The following is a 17,372-nucleotide window of genomic DNA, read 5'->3' on the forward strand; positions in this document are numbered from 1 at the left end:
AAGACGATATATTTGTGCAGCAGGTTAGCTGATTTAGTTAGCTAAGCCCAAAGCTGATAATACAGCATGGCTATTTGCCGCTTGTGCATTGGTGATTCGTGTAAATCCTGCTTGTTGAGCCTGATTATATACACGTTCGCTAGGCACTATAATATGACAAGCGAGCAGCCAATCAAATAGTTCTTTAGGCACAAGTGTAACTAGGTTGGAGAGAATTTCACCACTGGTCACCACAATAGTATCAATATCTTGCTGTTGCCAGCTTTGTGGTAGTAGAGGATCTATTGTGGGGGCTGCACGCTGATACACTTGCCAATAACTGACATTTGCTCCACGGGTTTGAAGCTGATCTGCTAATGCTTCTCTGCCGCCAACACCTCGAACTATGGTGATCTGTTTTCCATCGAGTCGTTGTAATTCGCTTAAGGTTAACAAGCCTTCAGTTTGTTGACAATCTTGCGGAGCTTCAGTCGCTTTAACCCCTAGAGATGCTAGTGCCTCAAAGGTTGCTTTACCTACAGCGAAATAACTGACAGAGTGCGGAAATTGATTATTGAGTGCTTTAGCGGCATATTCAACGGCGTTGGTGCTGATGAAGATAACCATATCGGCGTGATTAAATGCGGCGATTGCAGCAGGGTTCTTGATGTCGTCGGTGGCGACAACTTCGAGCAAAGGCGAAACAACAAAAGGAATTTGCCGTTCGCTCAGTGCTTCGATCATTGACTGATTGCGTCCTTGAGGACGCGTCAGTAACACTTTCATGCTATTTACTTAGCGTAAACTGCATCTAAGATTTCCTTAGCGCCTTTAGACAATAACTCTTCGGCTAAGGCAATTCCTAAGGCTTCGGCATCCGTTTTTGCACCAGTAGTGGTGCCTTCGATAATTTGGCTACCATCTGGGTTACCCACTAGACCGCGAAGTGTCAGGGTGTCACCTGTGATTTCAGCATAAGCACCAATTGGCACCTGACAACCGCCTTCGAGGCGAGTATTCATGGCGCGCTCGGCGATCACGCGATAACGTGTTTCAGTATGCTCAAGTGGAGCCAATAATGTTTTAACACGCTCATCATCGGTACGACATTCAATACCTACAGCACCTTGACCATTGGCTGGTAAAGAGTCTTCGGCTGAAATAAAGCTGGCGATACGCTCTTCAAGCTTAAGGCGTTTTAGACCTGCAGCTGCAAGAATAATGGCATCGTAGATTCCGGCATCGAGTTTACCTAAACGTGTGCCGACGTTGCCGCGAAGATCGCGAATTTCTAAGTCAGGACGAGCCGCACGGATTTGGCATTGGCGACGTAAACTTGAGGTTCCTACAATCGCACCATGAGGAAGTTCGTCGATAGTTTTGTAGGTGTTAGAGACAAATGCATCGCGAGGGTCTTCACGCTCACAGATCACTTGCAGGCCTAAACCTTCAGGAAAATCTACTGGAACATCTTTCATTGAATGCACTGCGATGTCTGCTTGGTTTTCAAGCATGGCAACTTCAAGCTCTTTAACAAACAAACCTTTACCGCCGACTTTAGCTAATGGCGTGTCTAAGATGACATCGCCTTTCGTGCTCATAGGTAGCAATTCGACGACTAATCCTGGATGGGCATTTTCTAGTTCAGCTTTAACAAATTCAGCTTGCCACATTGCGAGTGGACTTTTACGTGTTGCGATACGAATGACGTTTTGAGACATGCTCGATATTCCATCAGAGGCCATAGTTGCGCTAATGCTAACATTGGTTTTCATCTTATGTAAGAAAGCGCTTCCGATTCTTTGAAGTGTACCCATTTATCACAGCGTCATTACTCATTAAAAAGTGTGATCTACATCCCATTTGCTTGCTGTTTGTGATTTTGATGTTAGCATGTTTAAACAAGATGGTTTGTGATTAGGCATGATTACATTGAGTGAGCAAGAGCATTTTATCGAAACTGCTGAGCGCTTAAACCGGATCCGTTTAGCGCGGGCTCAGGCGATATTAACGCCGCTGCAACGCCATCTTTTTACGTTGATTCCACTATTATTTCATTATCACCGCTCTGGTTATCCCGGCTATAACAGCCCAATGACGCCCTCTGGAGTGGTGGATTATGTTGCCGACAGCAAAGCCACAGAAGCCTGCAATATCCTTCGACTCGATCCGCCATCTGCGACAAATTCGCAACAGCAAGCCATTTTAGGCGTTTACTCTATGGGTAGTACGGCCACATTTGGTCAAAATCCCAGAAGTGATATCGATGTTTGGGTGATCTACGATGCAGAGTTAACTCGCGGTGAAGTCATCGCCTTACAGCAAAAATCCAACTTGCTAACCTCATGGTTTGAACAGCATGATCTTGAGGTCAATATCTATCTAGTTCATCCGAAGCAATTTCTTGCTGCCGACGGCGATTGTGATGATTTGGGTTCTAGCATGGGCTGTGAAAACAGTGGTAGCGCGCAGCATTGGCTATTGCTTGAAGAGTTTTATCGTAGCCATATTTGCCTCGCGGGTAAGCCGATTGCTTGGTGGCCCGAAGCGGCGACACCTGCAACCCATCTGTTTTTAGGTGATGTGCGTAATCTAGCTGCCAGTGAATATTTTGGCGCCTCGCTGTGGCAGCTCTATAAAGGGCTCGATAAACCTCATAAAGCGTTACTTAAGGTATTGTTACTGGAAGCTTATGCCAGTAGTTATCCTAACACCGAGCTTGTGAGTAGTCAGGTTTGGCAATGCACCCTCGAAGGGGATTTCTCTGCGTTTAATGATGCTTATTATTTGTTGTATCAGTCAATTGAGCGCTATCTTGAGCAAAAAAATGATCTCCGCCGTTTAGAGATTATTCGTCGCTGTTTTTATCTGAAATGTGGTATTCGGCTTACCGCTACCGATCATCCCCAAGATTGGCGATACTTTAAATTACGCCACTTAGTGGAACGCTGGGGGTGGTCAGATAACTTATTAAGTACCTTAGATAAATGTGCCGACTGGCATTGTGGTCAATTGCAATGGTTCAACGAGCAACTTAACGAATTGATGCTTGGTAGTTATCAAACATTACTGCATTTTGCGGCGGAAAATAAACTGAGTGAAAAGCTTAAGATTTCCGAACTGGGTTTACTAACTCGAAAACTGCACACCTATTTTAGTGACGATGATAATCAGATCATTAGTCTAAATCGACTCTGGAGTCATTCAATTGCCGAGGCCTATTTAACGGTGATTTACAGCCATAATACTGAGGAGTTTTATCTTTATCGTTGTCAGCCGGAACCGAAAAATTTTATAGGTAATCGGGCTGTATTTCATTCACGCAGCAAAGCAAAATTACTGGTATGGGCAACACTTAATGGTGTCTCCACCGCGACCACTCAGTGGTACGACTTTGGTGGAAAAACCGCGCGCACCAAACAATTAACCAAGGCTGCCCGCCGTCTGCCATACCTATTACAACACAATGATTGGTGTCCATCGAAACTGAATTTATGTCAGCCTTGGCATTTTAAGAAGCTAGTGGTGCTGATTAACTTTAATAGCGATCCTACCGATGCCTGGCAAGGCCAAGAGATTATGATTGATTACATCAATGCCAATGTGTTTTCTCTGGGAAGTCAGAAAAAAAACATGCTGCAGTCTTTAGATGTGATCTGTCAAAACAGTTGGGGTGAATGGCATTGTCATCATTTCGATGGTGAGGAAGCGATTTTAAATGCCTTGGTGTATATCACTCCGGGGATGCAAAGGGCGCAAGATAAAGTTCAGGTCGATGTCGTGAGTTGTTCCACGCGTTTAAGCACACAATTTGAACGCGCGGTGAAGCAACTGATAGACAGAGCGAATGTGCTGAGTATTAAGGCACAAAGTTCATCGACCATGGTGCATCCACTTCAAGTTGGAAAGGTGAGGTATGGGTTGTTTTTCAACTCAAAAGGGATGATTTATCAAGACTTGAGCGATGCCAACGCTTTTTATCAAAAGCTATCTAAGAAGCAAGTATTGGAGCTACCAAGGCCTGATTTAGGTAATGATCCCTTTAGTAAAATTCCTCAAGTGATCCAAGAATATGCTGCTATTGGTGCGGTGCAATATTTTTTGCGTCAACGCCCTGAAGGTATAGATGTGTTTGTATTAGACGAGCACAACGAGGTAAATCATTATGTTCAGCCGGGGAATAATCTTGAAGAGTTGGTGAGTCAGGTGAGTCATCACCATGCATTTTCTGAATCTTATCTTGAAAAGCAGCGTTTTAATTTGCCACAATTTTTTAGATTAATTCGCGTTGAAGGCAAGTTGCAGGCGCAGCCATTTGGTGTGAATGTCGATGAAGCGGCAACTGAGTTTTAGTTACCGCATCGACAGTGATGGCTGATTTATAAACTTAGAACCACACCACTTTGGCGTTTAATCGAATCGATCACGAAGGGCATAAACTCACCGGCATTACCGCGCTCATCAATCCATTTACTATCAACATAAGCAAAATGATAGCCACCAAATTGAGTTGCTACCCAAATTTGATGTAGTGGCTCCTGTTTATTGATCACGATCTTTGAACGGTCTTGAAACTCAAGTTGTAAAACATTACCAGAGGCATCGATATCGATATCGGCATCTTGATCATCGATAGCGCTCTCGATGGCATCTTCAATTGCCGAAAACATTTCATCAGCGAGCTTATGGTATTCAGAGTCGGTCATTGCCATGACAGCTATCCTTAAATTGCAAAGAGTTGATAATGAATATAGTAACAATGGGGCTGCCGATGCTCCATCGATTTTTATCAACTGATAAAAATAGCTAAAATGGCATGAATTAGCATGATATCTACTTGACGTTTTGTGTCTATCTCTGCAACCATCGTACGAATCAAGATTTATGCTTAATTCATAGGTGCGCGAGCTGATACCAGCTGATATGGATATTTTGCTAAAGGGTGATGAACAGGCGATTATTAATCGACTAAACTTAATCTTTTAGCCTGTTATGCCAATTTTTATGCTGTTTTGATAAAAAAACGATTTTTGTTGTTAACAGCTGCGCGCATATCTCGATAGCCCAACCGTTATTAATGACAGTTATATCAAGGTTATCCCTGTGATAAATAGCACACAGATGGCTGCCAAGTGCAGCCTCGATTAATTTAAAATTCCGGAATGTCTGATGTTGAAAAAGATGAAGCTGATTTCGCTTGTGCTGCTAGGGTGCCTATCCATGGCGGCTTGCGGCCAAAAAGGGCCGCTATACAAGTCTCCCGAAATAGAAAATAATCAATCACAGCAACCCGCAGAAGCGCCAGTTCAACAGTCGACAACAACAAACAAAAAGGAACAATAGAGTGGATTATTTTTTATACCAAAATGATGAATTACATGCTGAGCAGTGCAAAGTTGCTGATTTAGCTGAGACTTATGGTACTCCTCTCTATATCTACTCTCGTGCAACTTTAGAGCGACATTGGCATGCGTTTGACAATGCTGTTGGTGAGCACCCACATCTGATCTGTTATGCAGTTAAAGCCAACTCAAACCTTGCGGTATTAAATGTTTTGGCTCGACTCGGCAGCGGTTTCGATATTGTTTCTGGTGGCGAATTAGCGCGCGTTATCGAAGCGGGAGGTGATCCTAGTAAAGTAGTCTTCTCTGGTGTGGGTAAAACAGTCCAAGAAATGGAAATGGCGCTTGAGATTGGTATTTACTGCTTTAATGTTGAATCGGAAGCTGAGCTTGAACAACTGAATCTAGTGGCTTCGCGCATGGGGAAAGTGGCACCCGTTTCACTGCGTGTAAATCCCGATGTAGATGCAGGCACTCATCCATATATTTCAACAGGCTTGAAAGAGAATAAATTTGGTATCGCCATGGAAGAAGCTGAGCGCATCTTCCTGCGAGCTGATGAGTTACCAGGATTGAGCGTAAAAGGAGCAGATTGTCATATCGGCTCGCAGTTAACTGAAATTCAACCTTTCCTCGATGCCATGGAGCGTATGCTAGGTTTGATTGACCGCTTAGCTGAGCAAGGGGTGACGATTTCTCATCTCGACGTTGGTGGGGGTTTAGGTGTGACTTATGATGATGAACAGCCTCCCCAACCAAGTGTTTACGCCGCGGCTTTGGTTGAAAAGTTAGCTGGCCGTGATTTAAAACTGATTTTTGAACCGGGTCGAGCGATTGCCGCGAATGCGGGTATTTTCGTGACTCAGGTTTTGTATCTCAAGCAAAATAGCGATAAGAACTTTGCTCTCGTTGACGGTGCGATGAATGATCTGATCCGCCCATCACTGTATAGCGCTTGGCAAAATATTATTCCTGTGCAGCCACGAGAAGGTTCGACGCTGAACTACGATATTGTCGGTCCTGTCTGCGAAACCGGTGATTTCTTAGGTAAAGACAGAATGTTAAACCTGCAAGCTAATGATTTGCTTGCGGTTCGTTCTTCTGGTGCCTATGGTTTTACTATGTCATCTAACTACAATTCTCGTCCTCGAGTGGCAGAAGTCATGGTAGATAAAGACAAGCACTATTTGGTGAGAGCGCGAGAAACTGTAGCGCAACTATGGCAAGGCGAGCAGTTACTGCCGTAACCTGTGTTTAGTTAGTTATTTTAAGGAAGACGTTTTTGATCCAATTCACCAAGATGCATGGTCTAGGCAACGACTTTATGGTGGTCGATGGCGTGACACAAAATGTGTACTTTTCGCCTGAGCAGATAAAGCGATTAGCCGATCGAAACTTTGGGATAGGCTTTGATCAATTATTATTGGTTGAAGCGCCATACGATCCTGAGTTGGATTTCCATTATCGTATTTTCAATGCCGACGGCAGCGAAGTTGAGCAGTGCGGAAATGGTGCGCGCTGTTTTGCTCGTTTTGTCCGTAATAAAGGATTGACTAACAAACAAAAAATTAAGGTCAGTACCTCGTCAGGTAAAATGACTTTACGTTTAGAGCGTGATGGCAATGTGACGGTGAACATGGGCGTACCCATTTTAGAGCCTAACCGTATTCCTTTTGCTGCTAAAAAAGCGGAAAAAACCTATTTACTGCAAGCCCAAGATATCGCCGGTGTAAGTACCTACTTATGCGGAGCGGTCTCTATGGGTAATCCTCATTGCGTACTCGATGTCGAAGATGTCGAGACGGCTGATGTAGAAAACGTCGGTGCGTTATTAACTAACCATGAACGTTTTCCTAAAGGGGTGAATGTTGGCTTTATGCAGGTGATTAATCGTGGCCACATTAAACTGCGGGTCTATGAACGTGGTGCGGCCGAAACCTTAGCCTGTGGTAGTGGTGCATGTGCGGCGATGGCTGTAGGCCTATTGCAAGGTAAATTAGATCAACAAGTTAGAGTCGATCTTCCCGGTGGTACTTTGACCATTAACTGGGAAGGCGAAGGCAAGCCCCTCTGGATGACCGGGCCGGCAGAACATGTATATGATGGACAGATACAGCAATGAATGATGCCATAAATAAAAAAACACCCCTGCCATTTGACGAGATATTAATTCGAGAGTATCTGCTGGATAACCCAGACTTTTTTAGTCGTTATCCAGAGTTGTTGTTAGCCATGCGTATTCCTCATGCAGAACGTGGCGTGGTGTCTTTGGTTGAACGTAAGCAAGAGATGCTGCGTGGTCGTGTGGCTCAGTTAGAAGAGGAGATCACCTCCTTACTAGGCATGGCTTCACGTAACGAAAAAATCTTCATGTTTAACTCGGCGTTATCACTGAAGTTATTGCAAGCCGAAGATCTTGGCGAACTGCGTCAAACCCTGTCTACCGAGTTGAAACAACAGTTTCAGTTTTCACATGTTCGCTTAATCACAGTACATGATATCGATAGCGATCTATCTCATATATGGAGTGAGCGCTTAAAGCCGGGTTACTATTTTGGCCGTTTAACTCAGAAGGAGTCGAAACGCCTTTTTGGTAGCGAAGTCGGCTCAGTAGCGTTATCACGATTATCAAATGAATGTGGCCAAGTGATCTTCGCGATTGCCAGTGATGATCCTATCCACTTTCATCCTGATATGGACAACTTGTTATTAGATCAACTCAAGCAGTTACTCGACCACCTTCTACCTAAGCTATAACCCAATGAAGAGTGCAGACTGGCTCAAGCGCTTTGAACATTATCTGGCTTCAGAGCGCCAGTTGTCTCCCCATACTGTACGTAATTACCGGTTTGAGCTACAGAGAGTTAGTGAGCTTTTACCCGACAATTTAGGTTGGCACAAGGTCAATAGCGATTATCTTCAAGCCGTGCTGAGCAAGCTCCATCGGCGAGGATTAGGTGCTCGTTCTATCGCTTTGTGTTTGTCGGCATTAAAGCAATTTTGCCAATATCTACTGCAAGAACGTTTGATCACCCTCGATCCCACTATCGGTTTAAGTGCGCCGAAACGTGCTAAGCCGTTGCCGAAAAATATGGATCTCGATTCAGTTACTCATCTGTTATCTATCGATGATGATTCGCCTCTGGCGATGCGTGATATGGCAATCATGGAGCTGTTTTACTCTTCTGGTTTACGTTTGGCTGAATTAGCCGCCCTTAACATCTCAGATATTCAATTTGGTGAACATCAAGTGAAGGTGATGGGGAAGGGCAGTAAAGAGCGTATTGTTCCCATTGGCACTCTGGCTATCGACGCGATTAAGCGCTGGTTGGATATTCGTCGTGGTTTTAGTTGTGAAGATGATGCCCTGTTTGTCACGGCAAAAGGCAAGCGTTTGGCACACCGTTCTATTCAAGCCAGGCTTAATAAATGGGGCCAGGAACAAGGGCTGAGTATGCATGTGCATCCGCATAAATTACGTCACTCTTTTGCGACTCATATGCTTGAGTCCAGTAGCGATTTGCGCGCGGTGCAAGAGCTCTTAGGTCATGCCAATTTATCCACCACTCAAGTCTATACCAGTTTAGATTTCCAACATTTAGCTAAGGTGTATGACGGCGCCCATCCCAGAGCCAAGAAGCGAGGTGGCAATGGTTAGAATTGCGATTAAGCCAAAGCCAATCACGGTGATTAGTTTCGATCTTGACGACACTCTGTATGACAACCGTGGCAATATCATTAATGCCGAACGTCAGCTACAGCTCTGGCTGGCTAAACAGTTTCCTAAGAGCGCTATGTGGCAAACACAAGATTGGTTAGCCCTGAAGCAGCAATTGATAAAACACACACCTAGTCTAGGCCATGATACCAGTGCTGCTCGCAAGGCGACGTTAATTCAGGGCTTAAGCCAATTAGGATATTCAACCGATGAGGCTACATCGGGTGCAGAGCAAGGGCTACAACATTTTCTGCATTATCGCTCCGACTTTAGCGTGCCGCCGCAAGTGTTAGCCACACTGAAACAGTTGTCACAGCATTTTAGACTTATTGGGATCACCAATGGTAATGTCGATGCCGCTCGGATTGGTTTAGGTGATGCTTTAGAATTTGTATTGCATCCGGGAAATGGACTGCGAATGAAGCCTTATGCCGATCTATTTGAACAAGCCATATCTCGATTACAGATAAGCCGCGAGCAGCTATTACATGTGGGTGACAGTTATCGCGCCGATGTCCAAGGTGCCCGTCGAGCCGGTTGTCAGGCGGCGTGGTTAAATCCTGCCGTAGCTAGAGCTCCTGAAGCTCATGGCGCAGGTTTATTGCCTCATATTCAATTAACCAGCATCGATGAATTACTGCATCTGGCTTGGATGTCTGTTTGATTTTGGCCAAGGTTTGAATATCGTCTCTAGCAATTAGCTAAAGGTTCTGTGCTATTGCTAAGGCAAATGGGGGGATTTACGGTGCTGTGAAGGTGTGCAACAAAACAACGGGGGACATATGGGGGGACATTTTAACAAAAAACGGGTTCCCATTTCTGGAAAACCCGTTTTAATACAACAGACTAAAATTGATTCTTAGTTCATGCCATACTTTTTCAATTTCTTGCGTAGTGTACCACGGTTGATACCTAGCATGTTGGCAGCGCGAGTTTGGTTGCCACGAGTGTGCTGCATGATGATATCTAGTAGAGGTGCTTCCACTTCACTTAACACCATTTCATACACTTCTTCAGCTTCTTGGCCGTCCATTTGAGCGAAAAAGTTAGTTACGGCGCGCTTTACAGCGTCACGAAGTAATTGAGGCTTGATTGTGCCGTTAGCGGTTTCGATTTTGCCTACGGTAAGCTGATGAGCTTCTGGTTGAGTTGTCTGATCAAACATTCGTATTCTGCTCTTTATTAATTCTTTACTAATTCATCAAAATAACGTTCCAACATGGAACATTGTTCTTCAACAGTTTCTAGCCGATTGAAGTCGGCTCTAAATGGTCTCTGCGCGTCTTGGTCGAGATACCATCCAACATGCTTTCTGGCGATACGTAAACCTTTGTATTCGCCATACAATGCATATAAGTCTTTGAGGTGTTCCAGCATCACTTGACGCTTTTCGTCCACTTCAATGGGCGCTAGCTTATTACCTGTTTCCAAGTAATGTTGGATCTCTCGAAATACCCAAGGTCTTCCTTGAGCGCCTCTTCCAATCATGATGGCATCTGCGCCGGTTTGATCCAGCACGAAACGTGCTTTCTCTGGGGTGCAGATGTCTCCGTTTGCCACGACAGGAATAGAGACATTTTGTTTAATAGCGGCAATCGTGTCGTACTCGGCTTCGCCTTTGTACATGCATTGTCTCGTCCGTCCATGAACGGCTAATGAGGCGATGCCACAATCTTGTGCTATTTGAGCTATTTCAACACCATTACGATGTTCAGGTGCCCATCCTGTGCGAATTTTCAGTGTAACCGGGACTTCAACTGCGGCAACCACAGCTTGTAAAATCGCTTTTACCTGCTCTGGATGCTGTAGTAACGCAGACCCTGCTAGCTTCTTATTCACTTTCTTTGCTGGACAACCCATATTGATATCGATGATCTGCGCCCCTTGTTGTACGTTGACAACGGCGGCGTGAGCCATCATATCTGGGTCGGCTCCTGCAATTTGTACTGAGCGAATCCCATTTTCACCTGCGTGTGTCATCCGCTGGCGGCTTTTATCGCTATCCCAGACTTCAGGATTTGATGAAAGCATCTCCGAAACGGCTAGGGCTGCGCCATAGCGTAGGCAGAGATTTCTAAAGGGCTGGTCGGTGACGCCTGCCATGGGTGCCACGATCAGCTGATTTTTCAGTTGATAGGGTCCAATCTGCATTTATCAATCACACCTTGCGCTTCAAAGGGGCGCTATAGTACGCCTTTTTCACGCCGCTGAAAAGGCCAATAAATGACCAGAATGAAACTTTTTTACTTGACTTTTGAAAGGTGAGAAGTCAACAGCGGCCTAGAGCCGCTGGCTATTAACGTGATTTACGTACCCCTGTCAAGCGGCTCCATTCCTCTTTGTGAGCAGGTGCGTCCATGTCAAACCATTGGTTGTAATGTTGGCAAATTTCGTCGGCTTGTTCTTTTAACAGGCCAGATAGTGCCAGTAAGCCACCGGGTTGCACTTTTTCAGCGATCAGTGGGGCTAGTTCGCGTAGTGGGCCTGCGAGGATATTGGCCACTAAGACTTCGGCCATTAGGTCAGCAGGCTGTTCTTCTGGAAGATATAATGCCAGCTTATCGGCAACGCCGTTGCGTTCTGCGTTGGCTTTAGAGGCATCAATGGCTTGATAGTCGATGTCGATCCCTGTGACTTTACCTGCACCAAGCTTAATCGCGGCAATGGCAAGAATGCCTGAACCACAGCCAAAGTCGATCACTTCTTTGTCGCTCAGATCGAGCCCGTCGAGCCACTCGAGACACAATGCGGTTGTTGGGTGGGTTCCGGTACCGAAAGCAAGGCCAGGGTCTAGCATGACATTGACCGCTTGTGGGTCAGGGACTTCACGCCAGCTTGGGCAGATCCATAGACGATTACCAAACTGAATCGGGTGGAAGTTATCCATCCATTCCCGCTCCCAATCTTTGTCTTCGACCTGCTCAATTTTATGGCTGAAGTCTGCACCTAAATAAGGTTGTAGTTTGAGCATTTCGACAATAGGCGCAAGGTCATAATCGGCTTCAAATAGTGCTGTCAGTACCGTGTGATTCCACAGCGGTGTTTCACCTAAGTTAGGTTCGTAGATAGGGGTGTCTTTACCATCTTCGTAGGTGATCGATAGGGCGCCAAACTCCATAAGCAGGTCGCTTAATGTTTCTGCGTGTTGATTGTCGGTATCAAGTTTTAACTGGATCCAAGCCATGGGATCTTCTCTCTCAAGTCAATAATGGCGTTATTGTAAACCATGGTGTGGCTTAAAGGCACAATGTTCTGAAATGGAGATCATAAAATCGACAAATTAAATTATCGATTCAATAGCTTATATTGATAAAGCTAATTTAACCATCTTGTTTGAAATGATCGTTTAAATGTATGATTAATATTGGTTAACTGGTATTACCTTTGTTTCTTTTTTTAGGTTTGTTTGTGACGCTTATCAAAGGTTGACGGACTTCTGGGTGAGCTGGATCACGCTTTGATTGTGGCAGGATTTGAAGAGCAGTACATACTGCTATGGTGTAGATCCCGATATTAGGCGCTAAAGAAAAGATGAACGATAAACGCAGTCAGCAACAAGCAATTCATTATGCTCCACTCAGTAGTCCGTGGTCAGCAAGGGCTGATACAGTGCAGAGTGCTACCGGAGTTTTACTTGGCTTTTTTCTACTAGCACACCTACATTTCGAGTCGAGCATACTATTAGGCAAAGAGGCCTTTTATCGTGTAGCGCAATTTCTCGAAGGCGGCATGTTTACGAGTTCTGGCCATGGTATGCCAATTCTTACTCAGCTCTTTTCAGCTTTTATTTTATTTGTGGTTGTACTGCATGCGGCGATGGCACTTCGCCGTTTTCCGGCTCAGCTCGGTCAGTGGCGTGCACTGCGTCGTAATATGCAAGTGATTAATCATAAAGACACCAATCTTTGGTTCTGGCAGATGGTGACAGGCTTCATTCTGTTCTTCTTAGCGCCAGTGCATATCTTTACCATGATCACTAATCCAGAAATTGGTCCTCATTTATCTGCCGAGCGTGTGTATCACGCCAATGCTTGGTTATTGTATGCCTTGTTATTACCGGCTGTGGTGGTTCATGCCATGTTTGGACTTTATCGTGTGGCGGTGAAATGGGGTTTCATAGCTAATCGTAATGGTTTACGTAAAGTGGCTAAGGTGCTGATTGTCTATTTGCTGGTGATAGGCCTATTGAGCCTTAGTGCTTATTTAATCATCGGTAGTGAGTTACCTCTGCCTATTACGCCATATTCACCAAATTAATCTGTGTGTTAGATATAAATCAATCTAATTAAATGATTCTGTGGGTGGAGTCCCAGTGAGCTTGGACTCATTCACTCAGGCAAGTCTATCTGTTCGTTAAGGAGCAAGTGTGAAACTGATATATACCGATTCTCTCGTGGTTGGCGCTGGGCTTGCGGGCTTAAGGGTTGCCATCGCCTCAAAAGAGCGTGGTTTAGATACAGTTGTATTGTCGCTTATTCCGGCGAAACGTTCGCACTCTGCTGCGGCACAAGGGGGGATGCAAGCCAGTCTGGGCAATACCGTCAAGGGGATGGGTGATGATGAAGATATCCATTTTCAAGATACGGTAAAAGGCTCCGATTGGGGCTGCGATCAAGAAGTAGCCCGGATGTTTGCCCATTGTGCACCCAAGGCGGTACGAGAATTAGCTAACTGGGGCGTGCCTTGGACGCGAGTGACTAAAGGTCAGCGTGAAGTGGTGGTGAATGCCGAGAAAGTTACCATTGAAGAAGCCGAAGCGGCTCATGGTTTGATTAATGCCCGTGATTTTGGTGGCACTAAGAAATGGCGCACCTGTTATACCGCAGATGGTACCGGTCATTCACTGCTATATGCGGTGGACAACAAAGCCATATCGTTGGACATTCCGGTGCATGAACGTGTTGAAGCCTTGGCATTGATCCACGATGGTGAGCGTTGTCATGGTGTGGTGGCTCGCTGCCTAATTACCGGTGAGCTGCGTGCCTATATTGGTAAATCGACCACCATTGCCACTGGCGGTTATGGTCGTCTGTATGAAGTATCAACCAATGCCATTATTTGTGAAGGCATAGGTCAAGCTCTGGCGCTGGAAACCGGCGTGGCTAAGCTAGGTAATATGGAAGCGGTACAGTTCCACCCCACTGCCATAGTGCCTGTCGGTATTCTTACCACAGAAGGTTGTCGTGGTGATGGTGGCTTGCTGCGAGATAAAGATGGTCATCGTTTCATGCCCGATTATGAGCCTGAAAAGAAAGAATTAGCTTCGCGAGATGTGGTGTCACGTCGTATGACAGAGCATATTCGTAAAGGCAAAGGGGTCGATAGTCCTTATGGGCCACACCTGTGGCTGGATATCACGTTACTTGGGCGTAAACACGTCGAAACTAACTTGCGTGAAGTTAAAGAGATCTGTGAGAACTTCTTAGGTATCGATCCGGCTACAGATTGGATCCCTGTGCGTCCCACTCAACATTATTCTATGGGCGGGATTCGTACCGATGCTAAAGGGCAAAGCCCTCAGCTTAAAGGTCTGTTTAGTGTCGGTGAGGCGGCCTGTTGGGACATGCACGGCTTTAACCGTCTTGGTGGCAACTCGCTGGCTGAAACAGTTGTGGGCGGCATGATCATCGGTAAATATGTGGCCGATTTCTGTGAGCAAGCCAGTTTAGAGATCGACACACAACTGGTTGAGAAGTTTGTTGCCAAAGTTGGCAGTGAAATCGATCAATTGATTGAGGGTGACGGCAAAGAGTCTGCGTTTACCATCAAACTTGAGATGCAACGCATCATGATGGATTACGTGGGGATTTTCCGTAATGGCCCTGAACTGAAAAAGGCCATCAGTGAACTAGAAGCCCTGCTTGTACGCTCTCGTAACCTGGGCTTGCGCTGTAAGAAGCGTCATGCCAATCCTGAGTTAGTTGAAGCGCTGCGAGTTAAGCGGATGCTTAAAGTGGCACTCACAGTAGCGTGCGGCGCAGAAGCGCGAACCGAGAGTCGCGGCGCTCATGCGCGTGAAGATTATCCGCAGCGTAACGATAAAGACTGGTTAAACCGAACGTTATCAAGCTGGCCAAGTGAAGATGCCACTTTGCCAGAATTGGATTATGAACAGTTAGATGTTATGAAGATGGAATTGCCGCCGGGGTATCGTGGTTACGGGATCAATAATGCGATTGAGCATCCTGATACCGAGAAGCGCCAACAGCAGATCACCGACATTTTGGCTGGGTTAGCTGACGATGCCGACCGCCATGAACGTCAGCATGCGCTGATGCCTTTCGAGGTGCCACCTTCACTGCAAGCGCGTAATGAGCGTTTGCATGATAAACCGCTTAGCAATAGTCAGTGTTGTGGAGATGAAACCAAATGAGTCAGGGTCGTACTTTAACCTTTAATATTTTCCGCTATGACCCGCAAGAGCCTGGCGATAAGCCCAAGATGGTTAAATACCAACTTGAAGAAGCCCCTGGGATGACGGTATTTATCGCGCTGAATATGCTGCGGGAACAACAAGATCCTTCATTGCAGTTTGATTTTGTCTGTCGTGCAGGTATCTGCGGCAGTTGCGCCATGGTGATCAATGGTATGCCAACATTGGCTTGCCGAACCTTAACCAGTAAATACCCTGACGCTGAAATAACCTTAATGCCGCTACCGGGTTTTGAGTTAATTGGTGATCTGTCGGTCAATACAGGTAAGTTTATGCGTGAACTTGCCGAGCGTTTAAAGCTGTGGCTTCATCCTAAAACCGATGAGGTGGATATTCACCGTATTGAGGCGCCAATGGCACCGGAAGAGGCGGCGCGTTTATATGAACTAGAGCGCTGTGTTGAATGTGGTGTGTGTGTCTCTGCATGTGCTACCAAGCAGATGCGCGATACTTTCGTTGGTGCGGTAGGCATGATGAAAATTGCTCGCTTCGAGCTCGATAGTCGTGATGCCCGTAGCGCCGAGGACTTCTATCATGTGATTGGTAATCAAGATGGCGTATTTGGTTGTATGACGCTATTGGGTTGTCAGGATAATTGTCCGAAAGATTTACCACATATGCAGCAGATCGCTTATCTGCGCCGTAAGATGGCCGTTACCTTGCTATAAGACGTGACCTTGCTATAAACCGTTATCCATGTTGAACATAAAAAGCCTGCAATTGCAGGCTTTTTGTTTGAGGAGCCCCCAATAACTAAAGCATGATAAACCAGTGGCTATCTTTTGTGTTATATGGTGTTTAGAAGCCTTCTAGCACCATCTTACCTATGGTGGTATTAGTCTCACTGGTTTTGTGGGCGCGGATCAAATTGGCTGCGTTAATTTGGCCGTAATGTTCTCCAACCGTGGTTTTAATTTTACCGGCATCGACCAGTTCGGCTAAGGTGTCGAGCAGTTGATGTTGCTTAATCATATCTTGGGTTTGGAACATAGAGCGAGTGAACATCAACTCCCAATGTAGTGAGAGGCTCTTACGTTTGAGTTTCATGATATCCAGCGGCTCTTTAGGATCATCAATCAGGGCTATCTTGCCTTGAGGACGTAAAATTTCGACGATTTCATCGAAGTGTTGATCAGTATGAGTCAGACTGATCACATGGGTGACATCGGCAATCTGTTGCTTAGCTAGTTCTTGGCTTAAAGGCTGGTGGTGATTAATCACGACATCGGCACCCAACTCTTTTACCCAATCGGCGGTTTGTGCTCTTGAGGCGGTTCCAATAACGGTGGCGCCAGTGAGTTTGCTAGCCAGTTGGGTAATGATAGAGCCAACACCGCCAGCGGCGCCGATGATCAAGACACGAGCATCGGTTGCCGAGCCATCTTGAGGTAATTGCAAGCGATCAAACAGCAGTTCCCAAGCGGTGATACCAGTTAAAGGCAGGGCGGCGGCATCAGCAAATGAGAGCGATTTGGGTTTGTGCCCAACGATACGTTCATCCACTAATTGATATTCGGCATTGCTACCACTGCGGGTAATATCGCCGGCATACCAGACTTCATCTCCTACTTGAAACAGACTGACTTGATCACCAACAGCGGTGACAACTCCAACGGCATCATAACCTAAGACTTTGTATTCACCTTCAGTTGGTGCGCTTGATTTTCTGACCTTAGTATCGACAGGGTTTGCAGCAATAGCTTTAACTTCAACGAGAAGATCATGGCCAGCGGCTTTTGGCATGGGCAAGTCGATATCGACTAATGCCTGCGGTGCATCGATAGAGCCGGGAATGGTGTATCCAATTGCTTTCATGATTCGTTACCTCTCAACAAGTCTATGTGAAATAAATGATGCTATAGCTCGATTGTGGTCTAGATTGAGTAAAATAAAAACCAGG

At 45.7% G+C, this 17,372-nt stretch carries 17 protein-coding genes; 10 read left to right on the forward strand and 7 right to left on the reverse strand.

The annotated features are described in order from the left end of the window. Nucleotides 1-33: 33 nt before the first annotated feature. Together L1D21_RS00475 and hemC are read right to left on the reverse strand one after the other, a co-directional pair. A complete protein-coding gene (locus tag L1D21_RS00475) occupies nucleotides 34-765 on the reverse strand; it encodes a uroporphyrinogen-III synthase (RefSeq protein ID WP_239843254.1) in 732 nt (243 codons plus the stop codon). A 5-nt stretch (nucleotides 766-770) separates the two neighbouring features. Next, nucleotides 771-1,700 carry a hydroxymethylbilane synthase gene (gene hemC / locus L1D21_RS00480; RefSeq protein ID WP_239843255.1) on the reverse strand — a complete coding sequence of 310 codons (930 nt, stop codon included), beginning with the start codon at nucleotides 1,698-1,700 and terminating at the stop codon, nucleotides 771-773. Nucleotides 1,701-1,902: 202 nt separating this feature from the next. Between hemC and L1D21_RS00485 the strand changes: the two genes are divergently transcribed. Continuing rightward, nucleotides 1,903-4,332 (forward strand): class I adenylate cyclase, encoded by a 2,430-nt coding sequence (locus tag L1D21_RS00485; protein WP_239843256.1) that lies wholly within the window; start codon nucleotides 1,903-1,905, stop codon nucleotides 4,330-4,332. 26 nt (nucleotides 4,333-4,358) lie between these two features. Here L1D21_RS00485 and cyaY read toward each other — a convergent pair whose 3' ends face one another. Beyond that, entirely contained in the window at nucleotides 4,359-4,691 is a 333-nt protein-coding gene (gene cyaY, locus L1D21_RS00490) for an iron donor protein CyaY (RefSeq protein WP_239843257.1), read from the reverse strand. A gap of 469 nt (nucleotides 4,692-5,160) precedes the next feature. Between cyaY and L1D21_RS00495 the strand changes: the two genes are divergently transcribed. Genes L1D21_RS00495 through L1D21_RS00520 form a run of 6 tightly spaced genes read left to right on the forward strand, consistent with a single transcriptional unit; the run spans nucleotide 5,161 to nucleotide 9,703 of the window. Continuing rightward, nucleotides 5,161-5,322, forward strand: coding sequence for a lipoprotein (locus L1D21_RS00495; RefSeq protein WP_275658893.1), 162 nt, complete (start codon nucleotides 5,161-5,163; stop codon nucleotides 5,320-5,322). A 1-nt stretch (nucleotide 5,323) separates the two neighbouring features. Further along, a complete protein-coding gene (gene lysA, locus L1D21_RS00500) occupies nucleotides 5,324-6,568 on the forward strand; it encodes a diaminopimelate decarboxylase (protein WP_239843258.1) in 1,245 nt (414 codons plus the stop codon). A gap of 35 nt (nucleotides 6,569-6,603) precedes the next feature. Further along, nucleotides 6,604-7,443 carry a diaminopimelate epimerase gene (gene dapF / locus L1D21_RS00505; RefSeq protein WP_239843259.1) on the forward strand — a complete coding sequence of 280 codons (840 nt, stop codon included), beginning with the start codon at nucleotides 6,604-6,606 and terminating at the stop codon, nucleotides 7,441-7,443. Further along, on the forward strand, nucleotides 7,440-8,078 hold the full coding sequence (locus tag L1D21_RS00510; RefSeq protein ID WP_239843260.1) for a DUF484 family protein: 639 nt from the start codon (nucleotides 7,440-7,442) through the stop codon (nucleotides 8,076-8,078). The genes dapF and L1D21_RS00510 overlap by 4 nt, the downstream gene beginning before the upstream one ends. Nucleotides 8,079-8,082: 4 nt before the next feature. Continuing rightward, nucleotides 8,083-8,979, forward strand: a complete 897-nt coding sequence (xerC, locus tag L1D21_RS00515) for a tyrosine recombinase XerC (protein WP_239843261.1) — start codon at nucleotides 8,083-8,085, stop codon at nucleotides 8,977-8,979. Further along, nucleotides 8,972-9,703 (forward strand): HAD-IA family hydrolase, encoded by a 732-nt coding sequence (locus L1D21_RS00520; protein ID WP_239843262.1) that lies wholly within the window; start codon nucleotides 8,972-8,974, stop codon nucleotides 9,701-9,703. Before xerC ends, L1D21_RS00520 begins: the two co-directional genes overlap by 8 nt. 195 nt (nucleotides 9,704-9,898) lie before the next feature. Here L1D21_RS00520 and fis read toward each other — a convergent pair whose 3' ends face one another. The 3 genes from fis to prmA form a co-directional block, all read right to left on the reverse strand. After that, nucleotides 9,899-10,204, reverse strand: a complete 306-nt coding sequence (gene fis / locus L1D21_RS00525; RefSeq protein ID WP_028774417.1) for a DNA-binding transcriptional regulator Fis — start codon at nucleotides 10,202-10,204, stop codon at nucleotides 9,899-9,901. A 17-nt stretch (nucleotides 10,205-10,221) separates the two neighbouring features. After that, the gene (gene dusB, locus L1D21_RS00530; RefSeq protein ID WP_239843263.1) at nucleotides 10,222-11,190 is read right to left on the reverse strand and encodes a tRNA dihydrouridine synthase DusB; all 969 of its coding nucleotides are present in this window, start codon (nucleotides 11,188-11,190) and stop codon (nucleotides 10,222-10,224) included. A 145-nt stretch (nucleotides 11,191-11,335) separates the two neighbouring features. Next, nucleotides 11,336-12,223 (reverse strand): 50S ribosomal protein L11 methyltransferase, encoded by an 888-nt coding sequence (prmA, locus tag L1D21_RS00535; protein WP_239843264.1) that lies wholly within the window; start codon nucleotides 12,221-12,223, stop codon nucleotides 11,336-11,338. A gap of 347 nt (nucleotides 12,224-12,570) precedes the next feature. On the opposite strand from prmA, the gene L1D21_RS00540 reads away from it, so the two are divergent. The 3 genes from L1D21_RS00540 (at nucleotide 12,571) to L1D21_RS00550 (ending at nucleotide 16,140) form a co-directional block, all read left to right on the forward strand. Continuing rightward, on the forward strand, nucleotides 12,571-13,296 hold the full coding sequence (locus L1D21_RS00540; protein ID WP_239843265.1) for a fumarate reductase cytochrome b subunit: 726 nt from the start codon (nucleotides 12,571-12,573) through the stop codon (nucleotides 13,294-13,296). Between the two features lie 109 nt (nucleotides 13,297-13,405). Beyond that, nucleotides 13,406-15,412, forward strand: a complete 2,007-nt coding sequence (locus L1D21_RS00545) for a fumarate reductase flavoprotein subunit (RefSeq protein ID WP_239843266.1) — start codon at nucleotides 13,406-13,408, stop codon at nucleotides 15,410-15,412. Further along, on the forward strand, nucleotides 15,409-16,140 hold the full coding sequence (locus L1D21_RS00550; RefSeq protein WP_239843267.1) for a fumarate reductase iron-sulfur subunit: 732 nt from the start codon (nucleotides 15,409-15,411) through the stop codon (nucleotides 16,138-16,140). The genes L1D21_RS00545 and L1D21_RS00550 overlap by 4 nt, the downstream gene beginning before the upstream one ends. Before the next feature lie 130 nt (nucleotides 16,141-16,270). On the opposite strand, the gene L1D21_RS00555 is transcribed toward L1D21_RS00550, so the two are convergent. Beyond that, on the reverse strand, nucleotides 16,271-17,287 hold the full coding sequence (locus L1D21_RS00555; RefSeq protein WP_239843268.1) for a zinc-binding alcohol dehydrogenase family protein: 1,017 nt from the start codon (nucleotides 17,285-17,287) through the stop codon (nucleotides 16,271-16,273). Nucleotides 17,288-17,372: the final 85 nt, after the last annotated feature.

The sequence above is a fragment of the Shewanella sp. Isolate11 genome (assembly GCF_022398315.1).
In the GTDB taxonomy this organism is placed as follows: domain Bacteria; phylum Pseudomonadota; class Gammaproteobacteria; order Enterobacterales; family Shewanellaceae; genus Shewanella.